This window comes from Paraclostridium bifermentans (assembly GCF_964259345.1).
In the GTDB taxonomy this organism is placed as follows: domain Bacteria; phylum Bacillota; class Clostridia; order Peptostreptococcales; family Peptostreptococcaceae; genus Paraclostridium; species Paraclostridium bifermentans_B.
The window spans coordinates 276,205-294,749 of the sequence record NZ_CAXVJR010000004.1; the positions used below are offsets into that span (position 1 = coordinate 276,205).

The window sequence follows — 18,545 nt, forward strand, 5'->3', positions numbered from 1 at the left end:
AGTTATAAAATATCAAAAAAAGAAGGTTTTTTAAAAGTTATATATAAAATAATATATAGGCTTTCAAATCAAAGATTAAAATTTATTATGTTACAAAAATTTGAACTATATTAAAATAAATCAGTTTACTTTGTAGTAAATAAGATAGTTGATAGAGGTATTAGTTATGATAAAATTTGAAGATGCATTGGACTTACTTTTAAAAAATACAAATGAAAAAGAAAAAGAGTTGGAGTTTATAAATAATTTAAAAGATAGAGTATTAGCACAAGATATATTTTCACCAATTGATAACCCTCCTTTTGATAAATCTCCATTAGATGGATATGCGATAAAAGCAAGTGATATAAAAAATGGAAGCAAAAATAATCCTATAAGATTAGAAGTAATTGATAAGATATATGCAGGAGATGTATCTAAAGCGACTATTACAGATGGAACATGTGTAAGGTTAATGACAGGATCACATATTCCAATTGGGGCTGATTGTGTAGTTAAACAAGAAAATTGTAAAGCTTATGAAAACTATATTGAAGTATATACAAGTCATAATCCATATGATAATTACTGTCATAAAGGTGAGGATTTTAAAAAAAATACTATGGTTTTAGAAAAAAATATAATTGTAAAATCATCGCATATTATGGCTCTAGCATCTCTTGGAATAGATAAAGCATTAGTTTATCAAAAACCTGTAGTAGGTATAATTACAACTGGTAGCGAAATACAAAATCCAGGAACAACTTTAAACTTAGGTAAAATATATAATAGTAATGGATACTTTTTAAACTCAAGATTATTAGAGTTAGGAACAAAACCTATTATGTTTGATGTAGCAAAGGATGATGAACAACATATAATAGATGTGTTAAAAAAAGCAAGTGAAGATTGCGATATAATTGTAACTACGGGCGGAGTTTCTGTTGGAGAAAAAGATATTCTAAAGCAATGTGCTATAAAATGTGGGTATAATATATTATTTCACAAAGTAGATATAAAGCCAGGGTCTCCTATGCTTGGTGCAAAAAATGATGAAAATAAATTATTAATTGCTTTATCAGGAACGCCAGTAGCTGCAGCAACTACTTTTGAACTATTTGTAAGACCTATAATAAGTAAGATGTTAAATTGTAAAGACATAAATTACAAGAAAATAAAAGGTATTATGCAAGATGAATTTTTAAGATGTAGCAATAAGAGAAGGTTTTTAAGAGTGAATATACAACAAATGGATATAAATAAAGTTTACATAGATTACGTATATCAAAGCCCTGGACAAATTCATACAATGATAAATAGTAATGGCTTAATTGAGGTTAAAAAAAATACAACTCTTAATAAAGAACAAGAAGTAGATGTGATTTTATTATAGATGTAGAAACTGGTGATTAAAATATGAAAATAAAAAAGAGTGTTATAATTTTATCTGGTGGAAAAAACTCTAGAATGAATTATAAAACAAAAGCATTTTTAACTTTTAATAATAAAAGATTTATAGATATAATAATAGATCAATTAAGTGATTACGATGAAATAATTATATCCTGTAATAATGATAATGAGTATGAATATTTAAAAGATAAATCAAAATTAGTAAAAGATTGTATAACAAACATTGGACCTATTGGGGGGATATATTCTTGCTTAAAAGTTTGTAAAAATGAACATGCACTTGTAGTAGCTGCAGATATGCCATTTTTAAGTAAAGAAACTTTAAATTTTTTAGGGAGTCAAGATTTCAAAGAGGATGCTCTTATATGTAAGGTAGGAAATACATATGAAGTTTTAAGTAGTGTATATAGCAAAAGTTGCTTAGATAAAATGAAAGATATGATAGACAAAGGAAACTATAAAATTTTAGATTTAATAAAAAACTTGAACGTAAAAATTGTAGAAATAGAATGCAATAAAGAATTTTCTAATATAAATACATTGAAAGAGTACAGTGAAATTAAAAGTCAAGAAATATAGGAAAGGGTTGATAAGATGCCCGTTGTGGTAAATGTTATTTCTAGTTGTTCAGGTGTTGGGAAAACTACATTAATAGAAGGTGTAATCAAAGAGTTAATAAATAGTGGATATAGGGTTAGCACTATAAAACATGATTCACATGGATTTGACATAGATAAAGAAGGCAAAGATACATACAGACATAGAGAAGCTGGAGCTAGTCAAATTTTTATATCATCTAAAAATAGATTAGCAATGATTAAAGAACTAACACAAGAAACAGAATTAGAAGATATAATAAATATGGCAAGCGATACTGATTTTATAATTATAGAAGGATATAAAAATAGTATTTATAAAAAAATAGAAGTTTTCAGAAGTAATATCAGTGAAAAAATAATAACTCCAAAAGATAAATTAATTGCAATAGCTAGTGATATAGATCATAAAGAGGCTTTAGTACCAGTAGTTGATATAAATAATTATAAAGAAATCGCAAATATAATAAAAAGATTAAAATGAATTAAACATCTCTCTAATTATTAGTTTAATACTTAGAGGGATGTTTTTTATTGTTATTATAAAAACAATAAAAGTAAAAATTTGGTAAAATAAAATAGTTAAAAATAAAACCTTTTGTAAAGTAACTTCGTTATATAAGTGGAAGGGGGGATAAAATTGCCACAGTCGGATGAAAAATTAATAAGAGAAATACTAAGAGGAAATGAAAGTGCCATGGAAATTCTCGTAAAAAGATATTATGACTTAGTACATAGTTTTATATATAGAAATACGAGTGATTACAATGTAGCCTATGACATAACCCAAGATGTATTCATAAAAGTAATGAAAAATATAGATAAATACAAAATAGAAAGTGGAAATTTTAAAAGTTGGTTATTAAAAATATCTGTTAATACAACTAAAGATTATTTTAAAAGCAAAACTTATAAACAAAGAAGTACAAGTTATGATATTTCAAACCATGAAATAGAAGATAAAACCAATGTGGTAGATATTTTATCTAAGAAGGAAGAAGCTTTTAAGATAAAAGAAGCTATACAAAAACTACCTAAGCTTCAAAGAGAAGCTGTGATACTTAAATACTACAATGATTTAAAAATCAAAGAAATAAGTAAGATCACAGGCGATAATGAAAACACTATAAAATCAAGGTTATTCAATGGAGTAAAAAGCTTAAAAAAATTACTTGGAGGTGATAATTATGAGCAAAATACCATCAAAGATAAACGACATGAGATATGATGATATAGATGACTATGAATTTGAAAATATGTTAGAAGAAGATTTGTTGGATATAGAAAATTTTTTAGATAGTTATGTTGTAAAAAAGGTAGATGAAGATAAAATTGATTTAACCATAGAAGTATTAAGAGAATATATGCCGGAAGTTAAAAATGAAAATATAGTAGAGAAAAACAGTACATATTTATTAAATAAAATAAAAAGTAATGTAGAACTATTTAAAATACAATTTAAGCTATTTAACAAACTCTACATAATAGCATCACTACTACTTACATTAGGAGGCGTAATAGGAGGCGTAAGGTATAATTTAAATCCTTATGTAGCTATTTACACAATTTCTCCTATTCCAGTGATATTAGGACTTGTAGAAGTATTAAGAGGAAAAGAAGATGGAGTATGGGAACTAGAACTTAGTTTTAAGTATTCTTTTAGAGAAATAGTATTTGCAAAATTAATAATAATAGGAATTACATCTATAGTTATAAGTTTAGCGATGAGCTTTATATTATCTAATACTTATTCACAAGTTAATTTATTAAAATTAATAAACACAAGCTTAATACCAATTTGTTTTATATCTATTGTTTCGTTAGTAACAGCATCTATATGTAGAGGTATAAATAGTATAGCTTTATCTACAGGAATATGGGTGATATGTTCAAATATGGTTGATAGCAATACTTTTAAGAATATTGCAAATGTAAGTAATTTAAAACTATTTTCAGTAGTTATAATACTAGGAATATTAACGGCTATTGCACTAAAAGTATTTTACAAAAAAAGTATAAATTTTATAGACTATAGAAAATTTGATTTTTAGGGGAGATAAATTATGGAATTAACATTAAAAAATATAACAAAGTCTTTTAAGGATAAGGTTGCAGTAAATGATTTTAGTGTAACTTTAAATAGTGGAATATATGGGCTATTAGGACCTAATGGTGCAGGAAAAACATCTCTTATGAGAATAATTGCAGATGTATCCAATGCTACAAATGGAGAAGTTTATTTAAATGGTAAAAATAAAACAAGCCTAGGAGCCAACTACAGAGAGGTATTAGGATACTTACCACAAGATGTGGGATTTTACAAAAGCTTTACAGCACAAAAGTTTTTAGAGTACGTGGCAACGTTAAAAGGAATAGACAAAGATAAAGCTAAAGTGAAGATAGATGAACTTTTAAAATTTGTAAACTTAGAAAAAGATAGAAAAAGAAAAATAGGCAAATTTTCAGGGGGAATGAAACAAAGATTAGGTATAGCTCAAGCTCTTTTAAATGACCCCAAAATACTAATATTAGATGAACCAACAGCAGGGCTAGATCCTAATGAAAGAATAAGATTTAAAAATTTAATTGCAGAGATTTCAAAAGACAAGATTGTAATATTATCAACACATATAGTATCTGATGTTGAGTTTATAGCAAATGAAATATTAATTATGAGAAATGGAGAATTAGTTGAAAAAGCTACTCCAGGTGAAATATTAGATAGTATTAAAGGTAAAGTACATAGTTTAAAGATAAAAGAAGATTTATTACATAAAATTCAACACAAGTTTAAAATTTCAAATATTATAAGAGACCATGAAAAGATTATAGTTAGAGTTGTTGGAGATGAAAGTCCATTAATTGATGGAGTAGAAGTTATAGAAGAAAATCCTAACCTAGAAGATTTGTTCCTATACTACTTTGATAGCAATACTGATTTATAGGAGGAATTAAAGATGAAAGAATTAGTTAAATTTGAGCTATATAAGATTTTTTCTAAAAAAGTAGTATGGATATTATTAATAGGATGTATAATAGCATCTTTATCAGATACAGTTACAAGTTATTTGGATATAAAATCAAAAGGGTTAACTTATTCAAGTATCCAACAGATAGGTAAAGAATATGAAGGAGATATTATCACAGAAAAAAAAGTAGATAAATTTGAAAAAGAAATTAGTGAGTTATACAGAGATTATAATAAAGGAAAAACATTAACTGATAAAGAAAAAGTAAAATCATTTGGGATGGACGATTATATGTTATGGGTTAATCCTGATTATTTTATAAATGGAAAATTTTATAATTTTGATGGGATGAAAAAAGAACTTAATAAGTTAGAAAAAGAAGGTGCAAGCAATACTTATGAGTATAAGGAACTTAAATACATACACGATTTAGTAGCTAAAAAGTCAACTCCAAAATATTATTTTAAATTTGGGTGGAGAGAAGCAACTGATTTTAATATAAATTGTCTATTTATGGCTATATTAATACTTGTTTCAATATGTACAATATTTAGCAATGAATATCAAAGTAATACTGTATCAATAGTATTAAGTTCTAAAAATGGAAAGAAGAATCTAACAAAAGCAAAAGTTATAGCTGGAATTATATTTTCAACCTTTGTATTTTTAGTTATGAATGGAATACAAATAATAATACTTGCTATACATGGATTTAAAGGGTGGAATTTGCCAATGAGCTTTTTACAGAGTTATGTTAGAACTCCATATGATATTAATATAGGGACTTTATATATTTGTGGATTAATAGTAAGTTTTATAGGTATTTTACTATTTACTTTACTTATCATGTTAGCGTCATTAATAAGTAAAAATAATCTTGTATCTCTTGCATTAGGTATAGCTATATTACTAGGTCCGGATTTTATAGGAAGATTTATGCCTACGTATAACTTAACCAAAGTTTTTGCAGAATTAAATATAGCAAAATTAATAGGACCATCAAGTATATTTTCAAATATAAGCACTTATAACATATTTGAAAATCCAGTTTTATATTTAAATGTAATAATTACAATTGCTATTGTAAGCATACCGATAGTTTTATACTTTATAAATAGATTAGGAAAAAAACAGGTAGTACAATAGGGGGAGATTAAAATGAAAGAATTAGTTAAATTTGAGCTCTACAAGATTTTTTCTAAGAAAATAGTAATGGCCTTAATAATAATTGGGTTGTTAGTGCCTTTAATAAGTACAGCAGTATTTTATATAGATATAAATAAAAAAGGCTTTAGTGGTTACGATGATATAAAAAGATTATGTAAAAATTATGAAAATCAAGTTATTACACCTAAAGAATCTGAAAAATTAGAAAATAATTATCAAACAGTTATGAGAAAATACAATAAAGGGGAAGTTGTATCTGATTATAACAAAGCATGTACATTTATAAGAAATGATTATTTTACACCAGCAACATTTTATATTTTAAATAATAAAATGTATGATTTAAAATCTATGGAATCTAGTCTTGATAAGTTAGAAAAAGATAAATCTACTAATAGCTATGAATATAAAGAACTTAAATATGCCTATGATTTGGTATCAAAACAAAAAACTCCAAGATATGAATTTAAGTTTTGGTGGGCAATGGCAGTTGATTTTTATATAATTCAAATGTGTATGGCTATAATGATTATTGTTGGGATATGCACAATATTTAGTAATGAATATCAAAGTAATACAGCTGCAATAGTTTTAAGTACTAAATATGGACAGAAAAAATTAACTATTTCAAAGATTATAGCGGGACTTACATTTTCAATAACTATATTTTTAATTATGACTGCGTTACAGACTTTGCTTCCAGCAATGAATGGATTTGAGAATTGGGATGTGACAATAAATCTTATGGCATTTTATAGATTAACTCCATATGTAACTATGAACATAGGAACTTTATATATAAGTGGTATAGTTATAAACTTTATAGGAGTTATACTATTTACTCTATTAGTAATGTTAGTATCATTAATCAGTAAAAATAATATGTTATCTTTTGCTATAAGTGTAGCTTTACTACTAGGACCCAAATTTATAGGTGGGGTTATGCCAATAGAAATTTTACAAAAAGTATTTACAGAGTTAAATATACAAAATTTAATAGCTCCAACGAATTTGTTTTCAAAAATAAGTATATATAATATATTTGGAAATCCAGTTTTATACTTAAATGTATTAGTTACAATAGGCATTGTGAGCATACCGACAGTTTTATACTTTATAAATAAATTAGGTAAAAAACAGGTATTACAATAAGGGAGAGATTAAAATGATAGACTTAATAAAATTTGAGATATATAAAATATTTTCAAGAAAGATTGTATTAGTATTAATATTAGCTTCTGTAATTATATCAATAATGCCTACAATAAATGAATATACAGAAGTAAAGGAAAAAGATTTAAGTTATAGTAGAATAAAAGAGATAGGCAAAGATTATGAAGGCCAGGTTATAACTAGAAAGCAAATGGATGAATTTGAAAAAAATGGTAGAGATATAAGGACAAGATATAACAAAGGGGAAAAAATAAGTGATGCAGAAAAGATACCAACTTTTTTTATGATTGACTATCATATTAATTTAAATCCAGATTATGTTATAAATGGGAGTAAATATAAATATAAAGGTATAGAAAAAGAAATAGATAGAATGGAAAAAGATGGAGAAACAAACACTTATGAATATAAAAATATTAAGTATGTAAAAGATTTGATAGACAAAAGAGAAGCTCCAAAATATTATTTTAAATTTGGATGGGAACAAGCTACTGAATTTGTTAAAACCCCTATATTTATAGCCATTTTAATTATAGTATCTGTGTCAACAATATTTAGCAATGATTATCAAAGTAATACAATCCCTATAGTGTTGAGTTCTAAAAATGGGAAAAAGAAATTGACATGGGCAAAAGTAATAGCAGGACTTACATTTTCCACTACAACTTTTTTAATTATAAATGGAATACAAGTATTAATATTAGCTTTACATAAATTTGATGGATGGGATGTACCATTAAACTTTTTCTTCATGTATGAAAGAACACCTTATAATATAAACATATCAACTTTCTATATATTAGGATTATTAGTAAGTTTTATAGGGGTCATACTGTTTACATTAATAGTTATGCTAATATCATTGATAAGCAAAAATAATTTAACAGCATTTGCAATAAGTATAGCAGCGTTATTAGGACCTGAGTTTATATCTAAAGTTATGCCTACATATACCTCATCTAGAATTTTTAGAGAAATGAATATTTACAATCTAATGAGACCTATAGCTACATTTGGGGATATAAGTACATACAATATATTTTCGAATCCAACTTTATACTTAAATATACTACTTACAATAGGAGTTATTAGTATACCTATAGTTTTATATCTTATAAATAGGATAGGAAAAAAACAAGTTATTTAATTTAAAGTAACTATATAGTATACTTATTTATAAGTTAAGGGGGGGTATATAGATGATTATAAGGGAAATAGAGGAAAGAGATAATAAACAAGTAGAAAGCTTAATTAGAACTTGTTTAATAGAGTTTGGTGCAGATAAACCAGGTTGTGCATGGAGTGATCCGGACTTAGGAAGGTTTTATCAAATTTATCAAAATGATAAATCTAAGTACTGGGTAGTAGAGTATAACAATAAAATAATTGCAGGATGTGGTATTGGGGCACTAAATGGGTTAGATAAAGTATGTGAACTTCAAAAAATGTATTGCTTTAAAGAATTTAGAGGAATGGGACTTGCAAGCAAACTACTTGATTTGAGTTTAGAATTTGCAAAATCATATTACGATAAATGCTATATTGAAACTTTTGAAAATATGATTGGAGCAAATAAGTTTTATTTAAAAAATGGATTTAAACAATTAGATAAACCACTTATAGAAACGGAACATTATGCATGTGATATGTGGTATTTAAAAGATTTATAAGTTTAAGAAAGCTTCTTTTGATTTTAAAATTAAAAGAAGCTTTCTTGTATATAGATAAACTATATATAAGCAACACTTAGAGCTATAAGAAGTTGTGCACTGAAGTATACTAAAAGATTAAATACACCAACTATCTTATGGCAACCTTCATAAAAATAATTAAAAGCTAATATTAAATCTGATAATACAAATAAAAGTGCGCCAACTGTAACCCATAATATATAAAAGCTATTAATACTACTATTAAAATATAAGTTTAAAGATTGTGTAAACATAAAACTTATAACTACAGAATAAAAAGCTACGTATCCAAATGCACCTTTAAAATCAATCTTCTTTATAGATTTTAGAATTATTAAAGCAACAAAAGCCATTAAAACTGTATATATTATAGTTGAAAAATTAAAACTACTAATAGAAATAAATCCTATTGAAAAGAATACATGAGCTAAACTAAAACTTAAAAGACCATAAACAAAAGCTTTACTCATAGAAGTTGAATTTCCATTTTCAAATATAAGAAAAACATCTCCAAATAAAGAAAAAACAAGTCCAATTAAAATCAATACAAAATAATTGAAGTTTCCACTATACTCTATATATCCAGATATAGATATAGATACAAACAATAAACTTGTTATAGTTTTAAAAATTCCAGCATAGTTTTTACATGGATTGTATGTAAAATATAATAAGATAGCTAAAGATACTAACATCAAAGTTACTAGTAAATAAGTCATAAAAACCTCTCCCTTAAATTATTTATACATAAATATAATAACATAATATGTATTTAGTGTATAAAAATTACAAATTGAAGTTATTAAACAAACATAGTTCTTGAAAATAAAACAACTTTGATGTAATGTATAGTATGTGAAAAACTAATGAAGAATTAAGGAGATATCAAAGTGACTTATATAAACGCAAAAAGCAAGTATTTAATAAACGTAAAAAATGTAAAAATAAAACATAAATATGATACATTAATAAGTAAATCAGTAAATATAACTGAAGATCAAGTAAAAGAGTGTAAAGCATATGCAAAAAAGTGTGTTGAAAAATATAATGACTATAAAAAATTAGTACCATCAACTATAAAAGATGAAAAATTACAAAAACAAATAGGGGAGCAAATTATATTTGCCAATAAAATTGGTGAGTGTGGAGTATTAAATTATCTTAAATATAGAGGAATTAAACCAGAAACTTTAAAAGACAATAAAATTGAAATAAAAACTTGTATAGATAAAAATATACATAATAGACTTATAGTAGATAAGAGAGAGTTTGAATCAAAAGAAAGAGCTAATTACTATGTAGGAGTACACTTAAACCTAGATGTTGAAAATAAAAAACATCCTGTTAAGAAATACTTAGTAAAAGATATATATGATATAAAAAGAGTTCAAGTATATGGATTTTTAGAAGCTAAATACATGGATAATCTAAGATATGAAACTATAGAGAAAGATGGAAAGAAAGAATTTAAATTCTATACAAAGAAATCTCCTAACTACAATAAAAAAGATAAGTATGCTAAAATAGGAACTGAATGTAAATGGTACTACTTAGATAGAGTTATGGATATAGAAGGATTAGTAATGAAAATAAAAAAATAATAAATAAGTTAAAATAAAAAAGGACTGTGTTATAAAACACAGTCCTTTTTACGTTGAAATTAATTATGATTAACAATTATGTATGAACAATTTATAACGCTTGAAAGTAATAAAAGATTATAGTTTAACAAAGATAAGGGCGTTTTAAATGCATAAATTCAAATAAGGACTAGTATATATTTATAAATAGTATTGTTTATAAATTAGGGAGGTAATATATGGGGTTTGAAATTGTAGATGGAATAAAAACTATAAATTTAGATATGGTAGCTACAGTAGCATTAGCTAGTTTACTTTTGTTATTTGGTAACTTTCTAAAAAAGAAAGTAAAAGTATTAGAAAAATTTTGTATACCAGGGCCAGTAGTTGGAGGGTTGTTATTTGCAATTATAGTATTTATATTAAAAAGTTCTAATATAGTAACTGTATCTATGGATACAACTCTACAATCTCCATTTATGATAGCTTTTTTCACAACTGTTGGACTTGGTGCTAGTTTTGCTCTTTTAAAAAAGGGTGGGAAATTACTTATAGTTTACTGGTTATTATGTGGATTACTTTCAATTGCTCAGAATTTGATAGGAGTAATTGGCGCTAAACTAACAGGTATAAATCCTTTAATAGGTGTAATGTGTGGTGCAGTTTCTATGGAAGGTGGACATGGAGCAGCTGCATCTTTTGGAGCAACTGTGGAATCATTAGGAGTTAACGGAGCGGTTACTATAGGTATGGCAGCTGCCACATTTGGTGTAATGTGTGGAGGACTAATAGGTGGACCTATATCTAGATACTTAATAGATAAATATAAATTAAAACCTATTGAAAATGAAGATAATATAAATGTATCTGTTGAAGAAGTTGCAGGTATAAAAATTAGTGACTCTTTTTCATCTAACACTATGATTGTACAAATAGCAGTTATAGCTTCTTGTATGACAATAGGCAGTTTAGTTGGGACTTGGTTTTCAAATGTAACGGGAGTAGTTCTTCCTGGTTATGTTGGGGCAATGTTTATTGCTGTAATTTTTAGGAATATAAATGATAAGTTTAAAATGGTAAATTTAGATTTATATTCAATAGATATAATAAGTAATATTTGTTTAGGGATATTTTTAACGATGGCTTTAATGACTATAAAATTATGGGAGCTAGCGGGACTAGCAGGACCAATGATAATAATAGTTACAGCACAAGTTATATTTATAGCTTTATATGGATTGTTTATAGCATTTAGATTATTAGGAAAAGACTTTGACGCTGCAATAATGGTTTCAGGAATGTTAGGGCATGGATTAGGAGCTACACCAAATGCATTAGCAAATATAAATTCAGTTACATCGAGATATGGAAATTCAACTAAAGCGCTTTTAATTGTACCATTAGTAGGAGCATTCTTAATAGATTTAGTGGCAATACCTACAATAGTGACTTTTATAAATTTATTTAGTTAACGGAAAAAGCACCTATCAAAAGATAGGTGCTTTTTATGGGCTAGCGTATACTTATGTCTGTGCATAAGTTCCCACTGAATATTAGTATACTATGAAAAATGAAAATTGTAAACAAATAAATTTATTTAAAAATTTTTAGATCATTAAAAACCTTGCAATAACTAATTAAAATAAGCTTAAAAAATTTATACATTAGAATAAGAGATTAAAACATAAAAAAATGGTGTATATACAATATGTAGTGCGTAAGAATACGAATTAAAACTACATATTGTATTTTGTTTTGAAATATTTATTTTATTTATTTTGCAAAGGTGGGAAACAATGGACTATATCAAACTCAATAATCAAGTCATAATAAAAGACAAAGATGGAAAATATCAATTAGAGAAAGATCAAGAAGCACTTAAAAGTTATATAGAGGACTATATAATTCCTAAAATGAAGAAATTTAAGAATTTAGAAGAAAGATTAGATTACTTGATAGAGAATGACTATTACTCAAAAGAGGTAATAGATAAATATAGTATGGATTTTATAAAGTTAACTTATAAAAATATAGAAAAAGAGAATTTTAAATTTAAATCATATATGAGTGCTAATAAGTTTTATCAAAACTATGCACTAAAAACAAATGATGGAAAAGAAATACTTGAAAATTATAATGATAAAGTATTAATAGTATCACTTGCGCTTGGAAATGGAGATGAAAATTTAGTTTCAAACTTATCGCAAAAGCTAATAAAACAAGAATTTCAACCTGCAACACCAACATTTTTAAATGCGGGTAGAAAAAGAGCTGGTGAAATGGTGTCTTGCTTCTTACTCTCAGTAGAAGATAGTACAGAAGGAATATCTTACGCGGTATCATCGTCAAATCACTTATCTAAAATAGGTGGAGGAGTAGCGCTTAATTTATCTAAATTAAGAGCGAGTGGAGAACCTATAAAGGATATAAAAGGAGCTGCTGGAGGAGTAGTTGGAGTTGCTAAAATGTTAGAACAATCATTTACTTACTTCAATCAAATGGGAGCAAGACAAGGTGCAGGAGCTGTATATTTAACAGTATTTCACCCAGATTTTGAAATGTTAATGGATACTAAAAAAATAAATGCAGATGAAAAAATAAGATTAGCATCTTTATCTCTTGGAGCTATTATTCCAGATAAGTTTATGGAATTAGCAGAGAAAAATGAAATAGCATATGCATTTTATCCCCATTCAGTTTATAAAAAATATGGAGTACATTTAGATGAAATAAAAATGGATGATTGGTACGACAAGCTATCTAACGATAAAGATATATTAAAAAAAGAAATTAATCCTAGACAAATGCTAACTAAAATAGCTCAAATGCAACAAGAAAGTGGATATCCATATGTAGTATTTATAGATACTGTAAACAAAGAACATGTACTTCAAGATGTAGGTATGGTAAAAATGTCAAACTTATGTTGTGAGATATTTCAATATCAAACTCCATCAGATATAAAAGGTTATGGTGGAGAAAATTTATGGGGTCAAGATATAAGTTGTAATCTTGGATCTTTAAATATAGCGAATGTAATGGACAATAAGGATATAGAATCTACAGTAAATACAGCAATAAGAGCTTTATCTTTTGTAAGTGACAAAACAGATATAAAAGAAGTTCCTACTATAAAAAATGGGAATAAAGCTTCACATGCAATCGGACTTGGAGCTATGAATTTACATGGATATTTAGTAAGAGAAAATATATTATATACATCAAAAGAAGCTATAGATTTTTCTAATGTATTTTTTGCAATGATTAGGTACTATGCTATTAAAGCATCTATGGAATTAGCTATAGAAAAAAATACTAAATTTGAAGGGTTTGAAAAATCAGAATATGCAAAAGGAAGAGAAAGCAATGTTCTTTCAAAATACTATAATAATTCATATTTACCACAAACAGAAAGAGTAGCCAAATTATTTGAAGGAATATATATACCTACAATAAAAGATTGGACAAACCTACTTGATAAAGTTAAGGTAAATGGAATATACAATGCATATTTAACAGCTATAGCACCAACACAAAGTATAAGTTATGTGCAAAATGCAACGTCAAGTATAATGCCTATTATGGAACCTGTTGAAGTTAGAACTTATGGAGATTCAACGACTATATATCCTATGCCATTTTTAACTAATGAAAATATACTTTATTATCAATCAGCATATAGAATGGATATGAGAAATGTAATAGATATAGTATCTACAGTGCAACAACATGTTGATCAAGGCATATCAACTACACTTTTTGTAACAGATGATAAAACCACTAGAGATATAGCTAGATATTATATCTATGCTTATAAAAAAGGATTAAAAAGCTTATACTACACAAGAACTAAAATGACAAGAGACAATAATGAGTGTCTAATGTGTTCGGTTTAAGGGGGAAATAATATGACGTTTAATTTAAAGAAAATACACAAAGCTGTTAATTGGAATATAGAAGATGATGGGTTCACACAGGCATTTTGGGATCAAAATGTAAAGCAATTTTGGCTTCCAGAAGAAATATCTGTATCTAAGGACTTAAAAGCATGGAATAATTTAAATGAAAATGAAAAAGAGCTATACAAGAAAGTTTTAGCTGGCCTTACTTTATTAGATACTAAACAAGGTAATAATGGAGTACCATCAATGATGAGCTTAACTGATAATCTTCAGAGGAAAGCAGTTTTATCATTTATGGGAACTATGGAAGAAATACATGCTAAAAGTTATTCTTCTATATTTATGACTCTTTTAACCAATGCCCAAATAGATGAATTGTTTGATTGGATAGAAAGTGAGCCTACATTACAAAAAAAAGCAGATATAATACTTGCTCAATATGAAAATACAATAGACCAAAAAAGCTTATATTTATCTATGGTCACAAGTGTATTTTTAGAAAGTTTTTTATTTTACTCAGGATTTTTCTACCCACTATATTTAGCTGGACAAGGTAAAATGATAGCTAGTGGAGAAATAATATCTCTTATACTTCGTGATGAATCACTTCATGGTAAATATATAGGACTTTTAGCTCAAGAAATATATGAAACATTTGATGAAAATGAAAAAATAAAACTTAAAGATAAAATGTATGAAATATTTAAAGCTTTAATGGAAAATGAAATAGAGTATACTAGAAAGGTTTATAATGGCAGTGGATTAGAAGAAGAAGTTATAACTTTCTTGCAATATAATGCTAACAGAGCTTTAGAAAACTTAGGGTTTGAGGAATACTATAAAGTTGGAGAGATAAACCCTATAGTATTAAATGGGTTAAGTACAGAAACTAAATCACATGATTTCTTCTCAACTAAAGGTAATGGATATCAAAAGGGTATATATGAAGAACTTGAAGATGAGGATTTTATAATATAAATATAAATAAATGGTAAGTTATTTTAATATAGCTTACCATTTTTTATTTAAGTATATTGATGATTAAGCTGAATTTTATACATAATTATGTCGATGAAATTATTAGTTTTTAAATATATTATTTGTTGCCAAAATATATTCTAACTGTTATAGTTTATATATAACAAATAAAATAAAAAAGGAAGGTACTTAAGTTATGAAAAAAGTAAATACTTTTGTAGGGGTTACATTTTTATTAACTTGGATTATTGAGTTTTGGTTAATGCTAAATGGAGGCCTTCAAAATCCATCGGCAATGGTAATTGTGGTTATATGTATGTTTATGCCTGCTATAGGAGCTATAATAACTGTTTTAATATCAAAAGAGAAGTTAAAGGACTTATGGATAAAACCTAACTTCAAAGGAAATATAAAATATTATTTACTAGCATGGCTTATGCCTTTAGCACTTATTGTAGTAGGAAGTGTATTATATTATTTAATATTCCCTTCACAATTAGATTTGAATATGACTAATATTATAAATACAACTAAAGAACAATTAAAAGCACTTGGGCAAGCTATACCAAGTGATGGCGAATTAAAAACATTAATGATAGTGCAAATAATATCATCTTTATTTATGGCTCCTATTATCAACTTTATACCTTGTATAGGAGAAGAATTAGGATGGAGAGGATATTTACTTCCAAATCTTTTAGAAAAATATTCAGCTGTTAAAGCCACTTTAATTAGCGGAATAATATGGGGATTATGGCATGCACCTGTAATTGCTATGGGACATAACTATGGACTTGGGTATATAGGCTATCCAATTGGTGGAATTTTTGCAATGACATTGTTTTGTATATTTTTAGGATCTGTTTTTTCATACGTAACTATAAAAGTAAAAAGCTGTATACCTGCAGTGATAATGCATGCTATGATAAATGGATTTTCAACATTAGGTATAATGTTTATGTCAATTAATAATACTGTAGTAAATCCTTTTATAGGTCCAGTACCTACTGGCATAATAGGCGGTATGGGAATTATAGTTTCAGGATTGATTTGTTTTAAATTAATGGATAAAATTAAAATAGATAGTAAAGAGTATAATTGTTAAAATAATATTGATAAGTTCTGAGGATGGTGTATATATAAGTTTTGCTCCATGAAAGCTAAAAAGATGCTTTCAAATATCGCTAAAACTTATATATACACCATCCTCTATTTGTAAAACTTATATTTTAACATTTGGGGAGGGATGAGATTATGGAAAAGAAGTTAGTTATAATAAATGGAGTTATGGGGGTAGGAAAGACTACGATTAGCAAGAAGTTATATAAGGAATTAGAAAATTCATTTTGGTTAGATGGGGATAACTGCTGGATGATGAATCCATTTGAAGTTACGGATGAAAATAAGGTTATGGTACTTGGTAATATAGCTTATATATTAAATAACTTTATAAAAAACACTAAGTCTAAATATATTGTATTTAATTGGGTTATACATACTGATGAAATAATGAATGATATATTGAGTAAAATTGATATTATAAATTTAGAGGTTTATAAAATTACATTAATGTGTTCTAGAGAAAAGCTTGTAGAAAGAATAAGTAAAGATATAGAGATAGGATTAAGGGATGAAGATAATATAAAACGTAGTTTAGATAGATTAGATTTATATAAGAGTATGGATACTATAAAAGTAGATACAACTGATAAAAGTATAGAAAAAATAGTGTGCGAAATTAAGGAAATAGTGTGTAATAATAAATATGAGTAAAATACTTTTTTAGTTAACTCATTAAAAATAAGAGTAAGAATAATATTTCTAATTAATATAATAATATATATTAATTTAAATAGTGTACTATAGTGTAACATAAAATTGAAAATAAAATTTAATAAATAAAAAACACCTATTAAAATAGCTAAAATTAGCTAATTAATAGGTGTTTTTTATTTGCAATGAGATTAGGTTAATGTTTTCAGGGGTGAATAATAACAAAAATGTGTTGCATTAATTAAATATAGTGTGTTATATTAATAAACGAGGATAACCGGTAACCTAATAAGGATACTGAATAATTAGGGGTGGATTTAATTGGTAACAATAAAAAATATAGCAGATTTAGCAGGGGTGTCAAAAACTACAGTATCAAAAGTATTAAATAATAAAGATCAAAAAATAAGTGAAGCTACAAGACAAAAGATATTAGATATAGTAAAAGAAACAAACTATATCCCAAACAAAATGGCACAAAGTCTAGTGACTAAAAAGACAAAAACATTAGGTCTTATAATTCCAGACATAAGAAATCCATTCTTTACGGATATAGCAAGAGGAGCAGAAGATAAAGCTGTTAAAGAAGGATATAATATAATACTTTGCAATACTGATGAAAATATAAATAAAGAAATACAATCATTAAATACTTTAGTGGAGAAAATGGTAGATGGAATAATATTTGCTCCATCATCTAAAACAGATTTAAACTCAACAAGGTTTAAGACTTCAACAAAGCCGATTGTATTAGTTGATAAAGAGTTAAATATAGCTAATGTAAAAGGAATAGTAAGTTTAGATAATGAGGAAGGAACTTATCTAGGTGTTAAATACTTAATAGAAAAAAATCATAAAAAGATCCTTTATCTAAGTGGTCCATTAACTAATGAAATTTCAAGAAATAGACTTGAAGGCTATAAAAGAGCATTAGAAGAAGCCAACATAGCTTATGATGAAAAACTTATTATTCAAGGTGAGTACTCATTAGATTGGGGATATGAGGTTATTAAAAATATGGCAGAAATAGATTTTACTGCTATATGCGCAGCAAATGATCTGATTGCAATAGGAGCAGTAAAAGCTCTTAAAGAAAGAAACTTACATATACCTAAAGATATAAGCGTTGTTGGATTTGACGATATTCAAACATCTAGAATAATAGAACCTCAGCTTACTACAATAAAGCAAAATTCATATGATATGGGATATGAAGCTGCTAACATACTTATAAATTACTTAGAAGATAGTGAAATTAATAATATAGAAAAAATAATATTTAAGCCAGAACTTATAATAAGAAATTCTACAAATTAGGAGGATT

At 26.4% G+C, this 18,545-nt stretch carries 18 protein-coding genes; 17 read left to right on the forward strand and 1 reads right to left on the reverse strand.

All coding sequences use genetic code 11. The annotated features are described in order from the left end of the window. Window positions 1-166 precede the first annotated feature (166 nt). From ACEXNK_RS09775 to ACEXNK_RS09820, 10 genes are all read left to right on the forward strand, one after another. A complete protein-coding gene (locus ACEXNK_RS09775) occupies window positions 167-1,372 on the forward strand; it encodes a molybdopterin molybdotransferase MoeA (protein ID WP_373600320.1) in 1,206 nt (401 codons plus the stop codon). A gap of 23 nt (window positions 1,373-1,395) precedes the next feature. Further along, complete coding sequence (locus ACEXNK_RS09780) at window positions 1,396-1,971, forward strand: molybdenum cofactor guanylyltransferase (protein WP_373600319.1); 576 nt, start codon at window positions 1,396-1,398, stop codon at window positions 1,969-1,971. A 15-nt stretch (window positions 1,972-1,986) separates the two neighbouring features. Then, entirely contained in the window at window positions 1,987-2,472 is a 486-nt protein-coding gene (gene mobB, locus ACEXNK_RS09785) for a molybdopterin-guanine dinucleotide biosynthesis protein B (RefSeq protein WP_373601592.1), read from the forward strand. A gap of 156 nt (window positions 2,473-2,628) precedes the next feature. Next, entirely contained in the window at window positions 2,629-3,216 is a 588-nt protein-coding gene (locus ACEXNK_RS09790) for an RNA polymerase sigma factor (protein WP_373600317.1), read from the forward strand. Next, window positions 3,176-4,039: a hypothetical protein gene (locus tag ACEXNK_RS09795; RefSeq protein ID WP_373600316.1), complete on the forward strand. Its 864-nt coding sequence runs from the start codon at window positions 3,176-3,178 to the stop codon at window positions 4,037-4,039. The genes ACEXNK_RS09790 and ACEXNK_RS09795 overlap by 41 nt, the downstream gene beginning before the upstream one ends. A gap of 12 nt (window positions 4,040-4,051) precedes the next feature. Then, window positions 4,052-4,933 (forward strand): ABC transporter ATP-binding protein, encoded by an 882-nt coding sequence (locus ACEXNK_RS09800; RefSeq protein WP_373600315.1) that lies wholly within the window; start codon window positions 4,052-4,054, stop codon window positions 4,931-4,933. A gap of 12 nt (window positions 4,934-4,945) precedes the next feature. Then, window positions 4,946-6,103, forward strand: a complete 1,158-nt coding sequence (locus ACEXNK_RS09805; protein ID WP_373600314.1) for a hypothetical protein — start codon at window positions 4,946-4,948, stop codon at window positions 6,101-6,103. 12 nt (window positions 6,104-6,115) lie between these two features. Next, window positions 6,116-7,276, forward strand: coding sequence for an ABC transporter permease subunit (locus tag ACEXNK_RS09810; protein ID WP_373600313.1), 1,161 nt, complete (start codon window positions 6,116-6,118; stop codon window positions 7,274-7,276). Window positions 7,277-7,289: 13 nt separating this feature from the next. Continuing rightward, entirely contained in the window at window positions 7,290-8,444 is a 1,155-nt protein-coding gene (locus ACEXNK_RS09815; protein ID WP_373600312.1) for an ABC transporter permease, read from the forward strand. A 52-nt stretch (window positions 8,445-8,496) separates the two neighbouring features. After that, window positions 8,497-8,967 carry a GNAT family N-acetyltransferase gene (locus ACEXNK_RS09820; protein WP_373600311.1) on the forward strand — a complete coding sequence of 157 codons (471 nt, stop codon included), beginning with the start codon at window positions 8,497-8,499 and terminating at the stop codon, window positions 8,965-8,967. A 59-nt stretch (window positions 8,968-9,026) separates the two neighbouring features. Here ACEXNK_RS09820 and ACEXNK_RS09825 read toward each other — a convergent pair whose 3' ends face one another. Further along, on the reverse strand, window positions 9,027-9,707 hold the full coding sequence (locus ACEXNK_RS09825) for a lysoplasmalogenase family protein (protein WP_373600310.1): 681 nt from the start codon (window positions 9,705-9,707) through the stop codon (window positions 9,027-9,029). Window positions 9,708-9,878: 171 nt separating this feature from the next. Between ACEXNK_RS09825 and ACEXNK_RS09830 the strand changes: the two genes are divergently transcribed. From ACEXNK_RS09830 to ACEXNK_RS09860, 7 genes are all read left to right on the forward strand, one after another. Next, window positions 9,879-10,589: a hypothetical protein gene (locus tag ACEXNK_RS09830; protein WP_373600309.1), complete on the forward strand. Its 711-nt coding sequence runs from the start codon at window positions 9,879-9,881 to the stop codon at window positions 10,587-10,589. Between the two features lie 218 nt (window positions 10,590-10,807). After that, window positions 10,808-12,040: a sodium/glutamate symporter gene (gltS, locus tag ACEXNK_RS09835; protein WP_373600308.1), complete on the forward strand. Its 1,233-nt coding sequence runs from the start codon at window positions 10,808-10,810 to the stop codon at window positions 12,038-12,040. A gap of 324 nt (window positions 12,041-12,364) precedes the next feature. After that, the gene (gene nrdE, locus ACEXNK_RS09840; RefSeq protein ID WP_373600307.1) at window positions 12,365-14,464 is read left to right on the forward strand and encodes a class 1b ribonucleoside-diphosphate reductase subunit alpha; all 2,100 of its coding nucleotides are present in this window, start codon (window positions 12,365-12,367) and stop codon (window positions 14,462-14,464) included. A gap of 12 nt (window positions 14,465-14,476) precedes the next feature. Further along, window positions 14,477-15,448 carry a class 1b ribonucleoside-diphosphate reductase subunit beta gene (gene nrdF / locus ACEXNK_RS09845; RefSeq protein ID WP_373600306.1) on the forward strand — a complete coding sequence of 324 codons (972 nt, stop codon included), beginning with the start codon at window positions 14,477-14,479 and terminating at the stop codon, window positions 15,446-15,448. Between the two features lie 196 nt (window positions 15,449-15,644). Next, a complete protein-coding gene (locus tag ACEXNK_RS09850) occupies window positions 15,645-16,553 on the forward strand; it encodes a CPBP family intramembrane glutamic endopeptidase (protein ID WP_373600305.1) in 909 nt (302 codons plus the stop codon). Window positions 16,554-16,702: 149 nt separating this feature from the next. Next, window positions 16,703-17,221 carry an AAA family ATPase gene (locus tag ACEXNK_RS09855; RefSeq protein WP_373600304.1) on the forward strand — a complete coding sequence of 173 codons (519 nt, stop codon included), beginning with the start codon at window positions 16,703-16,705 and terminating at the stop codon, window positions 17,219-17,221. Window positions 17,222-17,542: 321 nt separating this feature from the next. Continuing rightward, window positions 17,543-18,538 (forward strand): LacI family DNA-binding transcriptional regulator, encoded by a 996-nt coding sequence (locus ACEXNK_RS09860; protein WP_373600303.1) that lies wholly within the window; start codon window positions 17,543-17,545, stop codon window positions 18,536-18,538. The last annotated feature ends 7 nt before the right edge of the window (window positions 18,539-18,545 follow it).

Excerpts from the sequence above, each read along its gene's own strand:
- ACEXNK_RS09775 (WP_373600320.1), top strand. The coding sequence starts at position 167 with ATGATAAAATTTGAAGATGCATTGGACTTACTTTTAAAAAATACAAAT.
- ACEXNK_RS09780 (WP_373600319.1), top strand. The coding sequence starts at position 1,396 with ATGAAAATAAAAAAGAGTGTTATAATTTTATCTGGTGGAAAAAACTCT.
- mobB (WP_373601592.1), top strand. The coding sequence starts at position 1,987 with ATGCCCGTTGTGGTAAATGTTATTTCTAGTTGTTCAGGTGTTGGGAAA.
- ACEXNK_RS09795 (WP_373600316.1), top strand. The coding sequence starts at position 3,176 with ATGAGCAAAATACCATCAAAGATAAACGACATGAGATATGATGATATA.
- ACEXNK_RS09800 (WP_373600315.1), top strand. The coding sequence starts at position 4,052 with ATGGAATTAACATTAAAAAATATAACAAAGTCTTTTAAGGATAAGGTT.
- ACEXNK_RS09805 (WP_373600314.1), top strand. The coding sequence starts at position 4,946 with ATGAAAGAATTAGTTAAATTTGAGCTATATAAGATTTTTTCTAAAAAA.
- ACEXNK_RS09810 (WP_373600313.1), top strand. The coding sequence starts at position 6,116 with ATGAAAGAATTAGTTAAATTTGAGCTCTACAAGATTTTTTCTAAGAAA.
- ACEXNK_RS09815 (WP_373600312.1), top strand. The coding sequence starts at position 7,290 with ATGATAGACTTAATAAAATTTGAGATATATAAAATATTTTCAAGAAAG.
- ACEXNK_RS09820 (WP_373600311.1), top strand. The coding sequence starts at position 8,497 with ATGATTATAAGGGAAATAGAGGAAAGAGATAATAAACAAGTAGAAAGC.
- ACEXNK_RS09825 (WP_373600310.1), bottom strand. The coding sequence starts at position 9,707 with ATGACTTATTTACTAGTAACTTTGATGTTAGTATCTTTAGCTATCTTA.
- gltS (WP_373600308.1), top strand. The coding sequence starts at position 10,808 with ATGGGGTTTGAAATTGTAGATGGAATAAAAACTATAAATTTAGATATG.
- nrdE (WP_373600307.1), top strand. The coding sequence starts at position 12,365 with ATGGACTATATCAAACTCAATAATCAAGTCATAATAAAAGACAAAGAT.
- nrdF (WP_373600306.1), top strand. The coding sequence starts at position 14,477 with ATGACGTTTAATTTAAAGAAAATACACAAAGCTGTTAATTGGAATATA.
- ACEXNK_RS09850 (WP_373600305.1), top strand. The coding sequence starts at position 15,645 with ATGAAAAAAGTAAATACTTTTGTAGGGGTTACATTTTTATTAACTTGG.
- ACEXNK_RS09855 (WP_373600304.1), top strand. The coding sequence starts at position 16,703 with ATGGAAAAGAAGTTAGTTATAATAAATGGAGTTATGGGGGTAGGAAAG.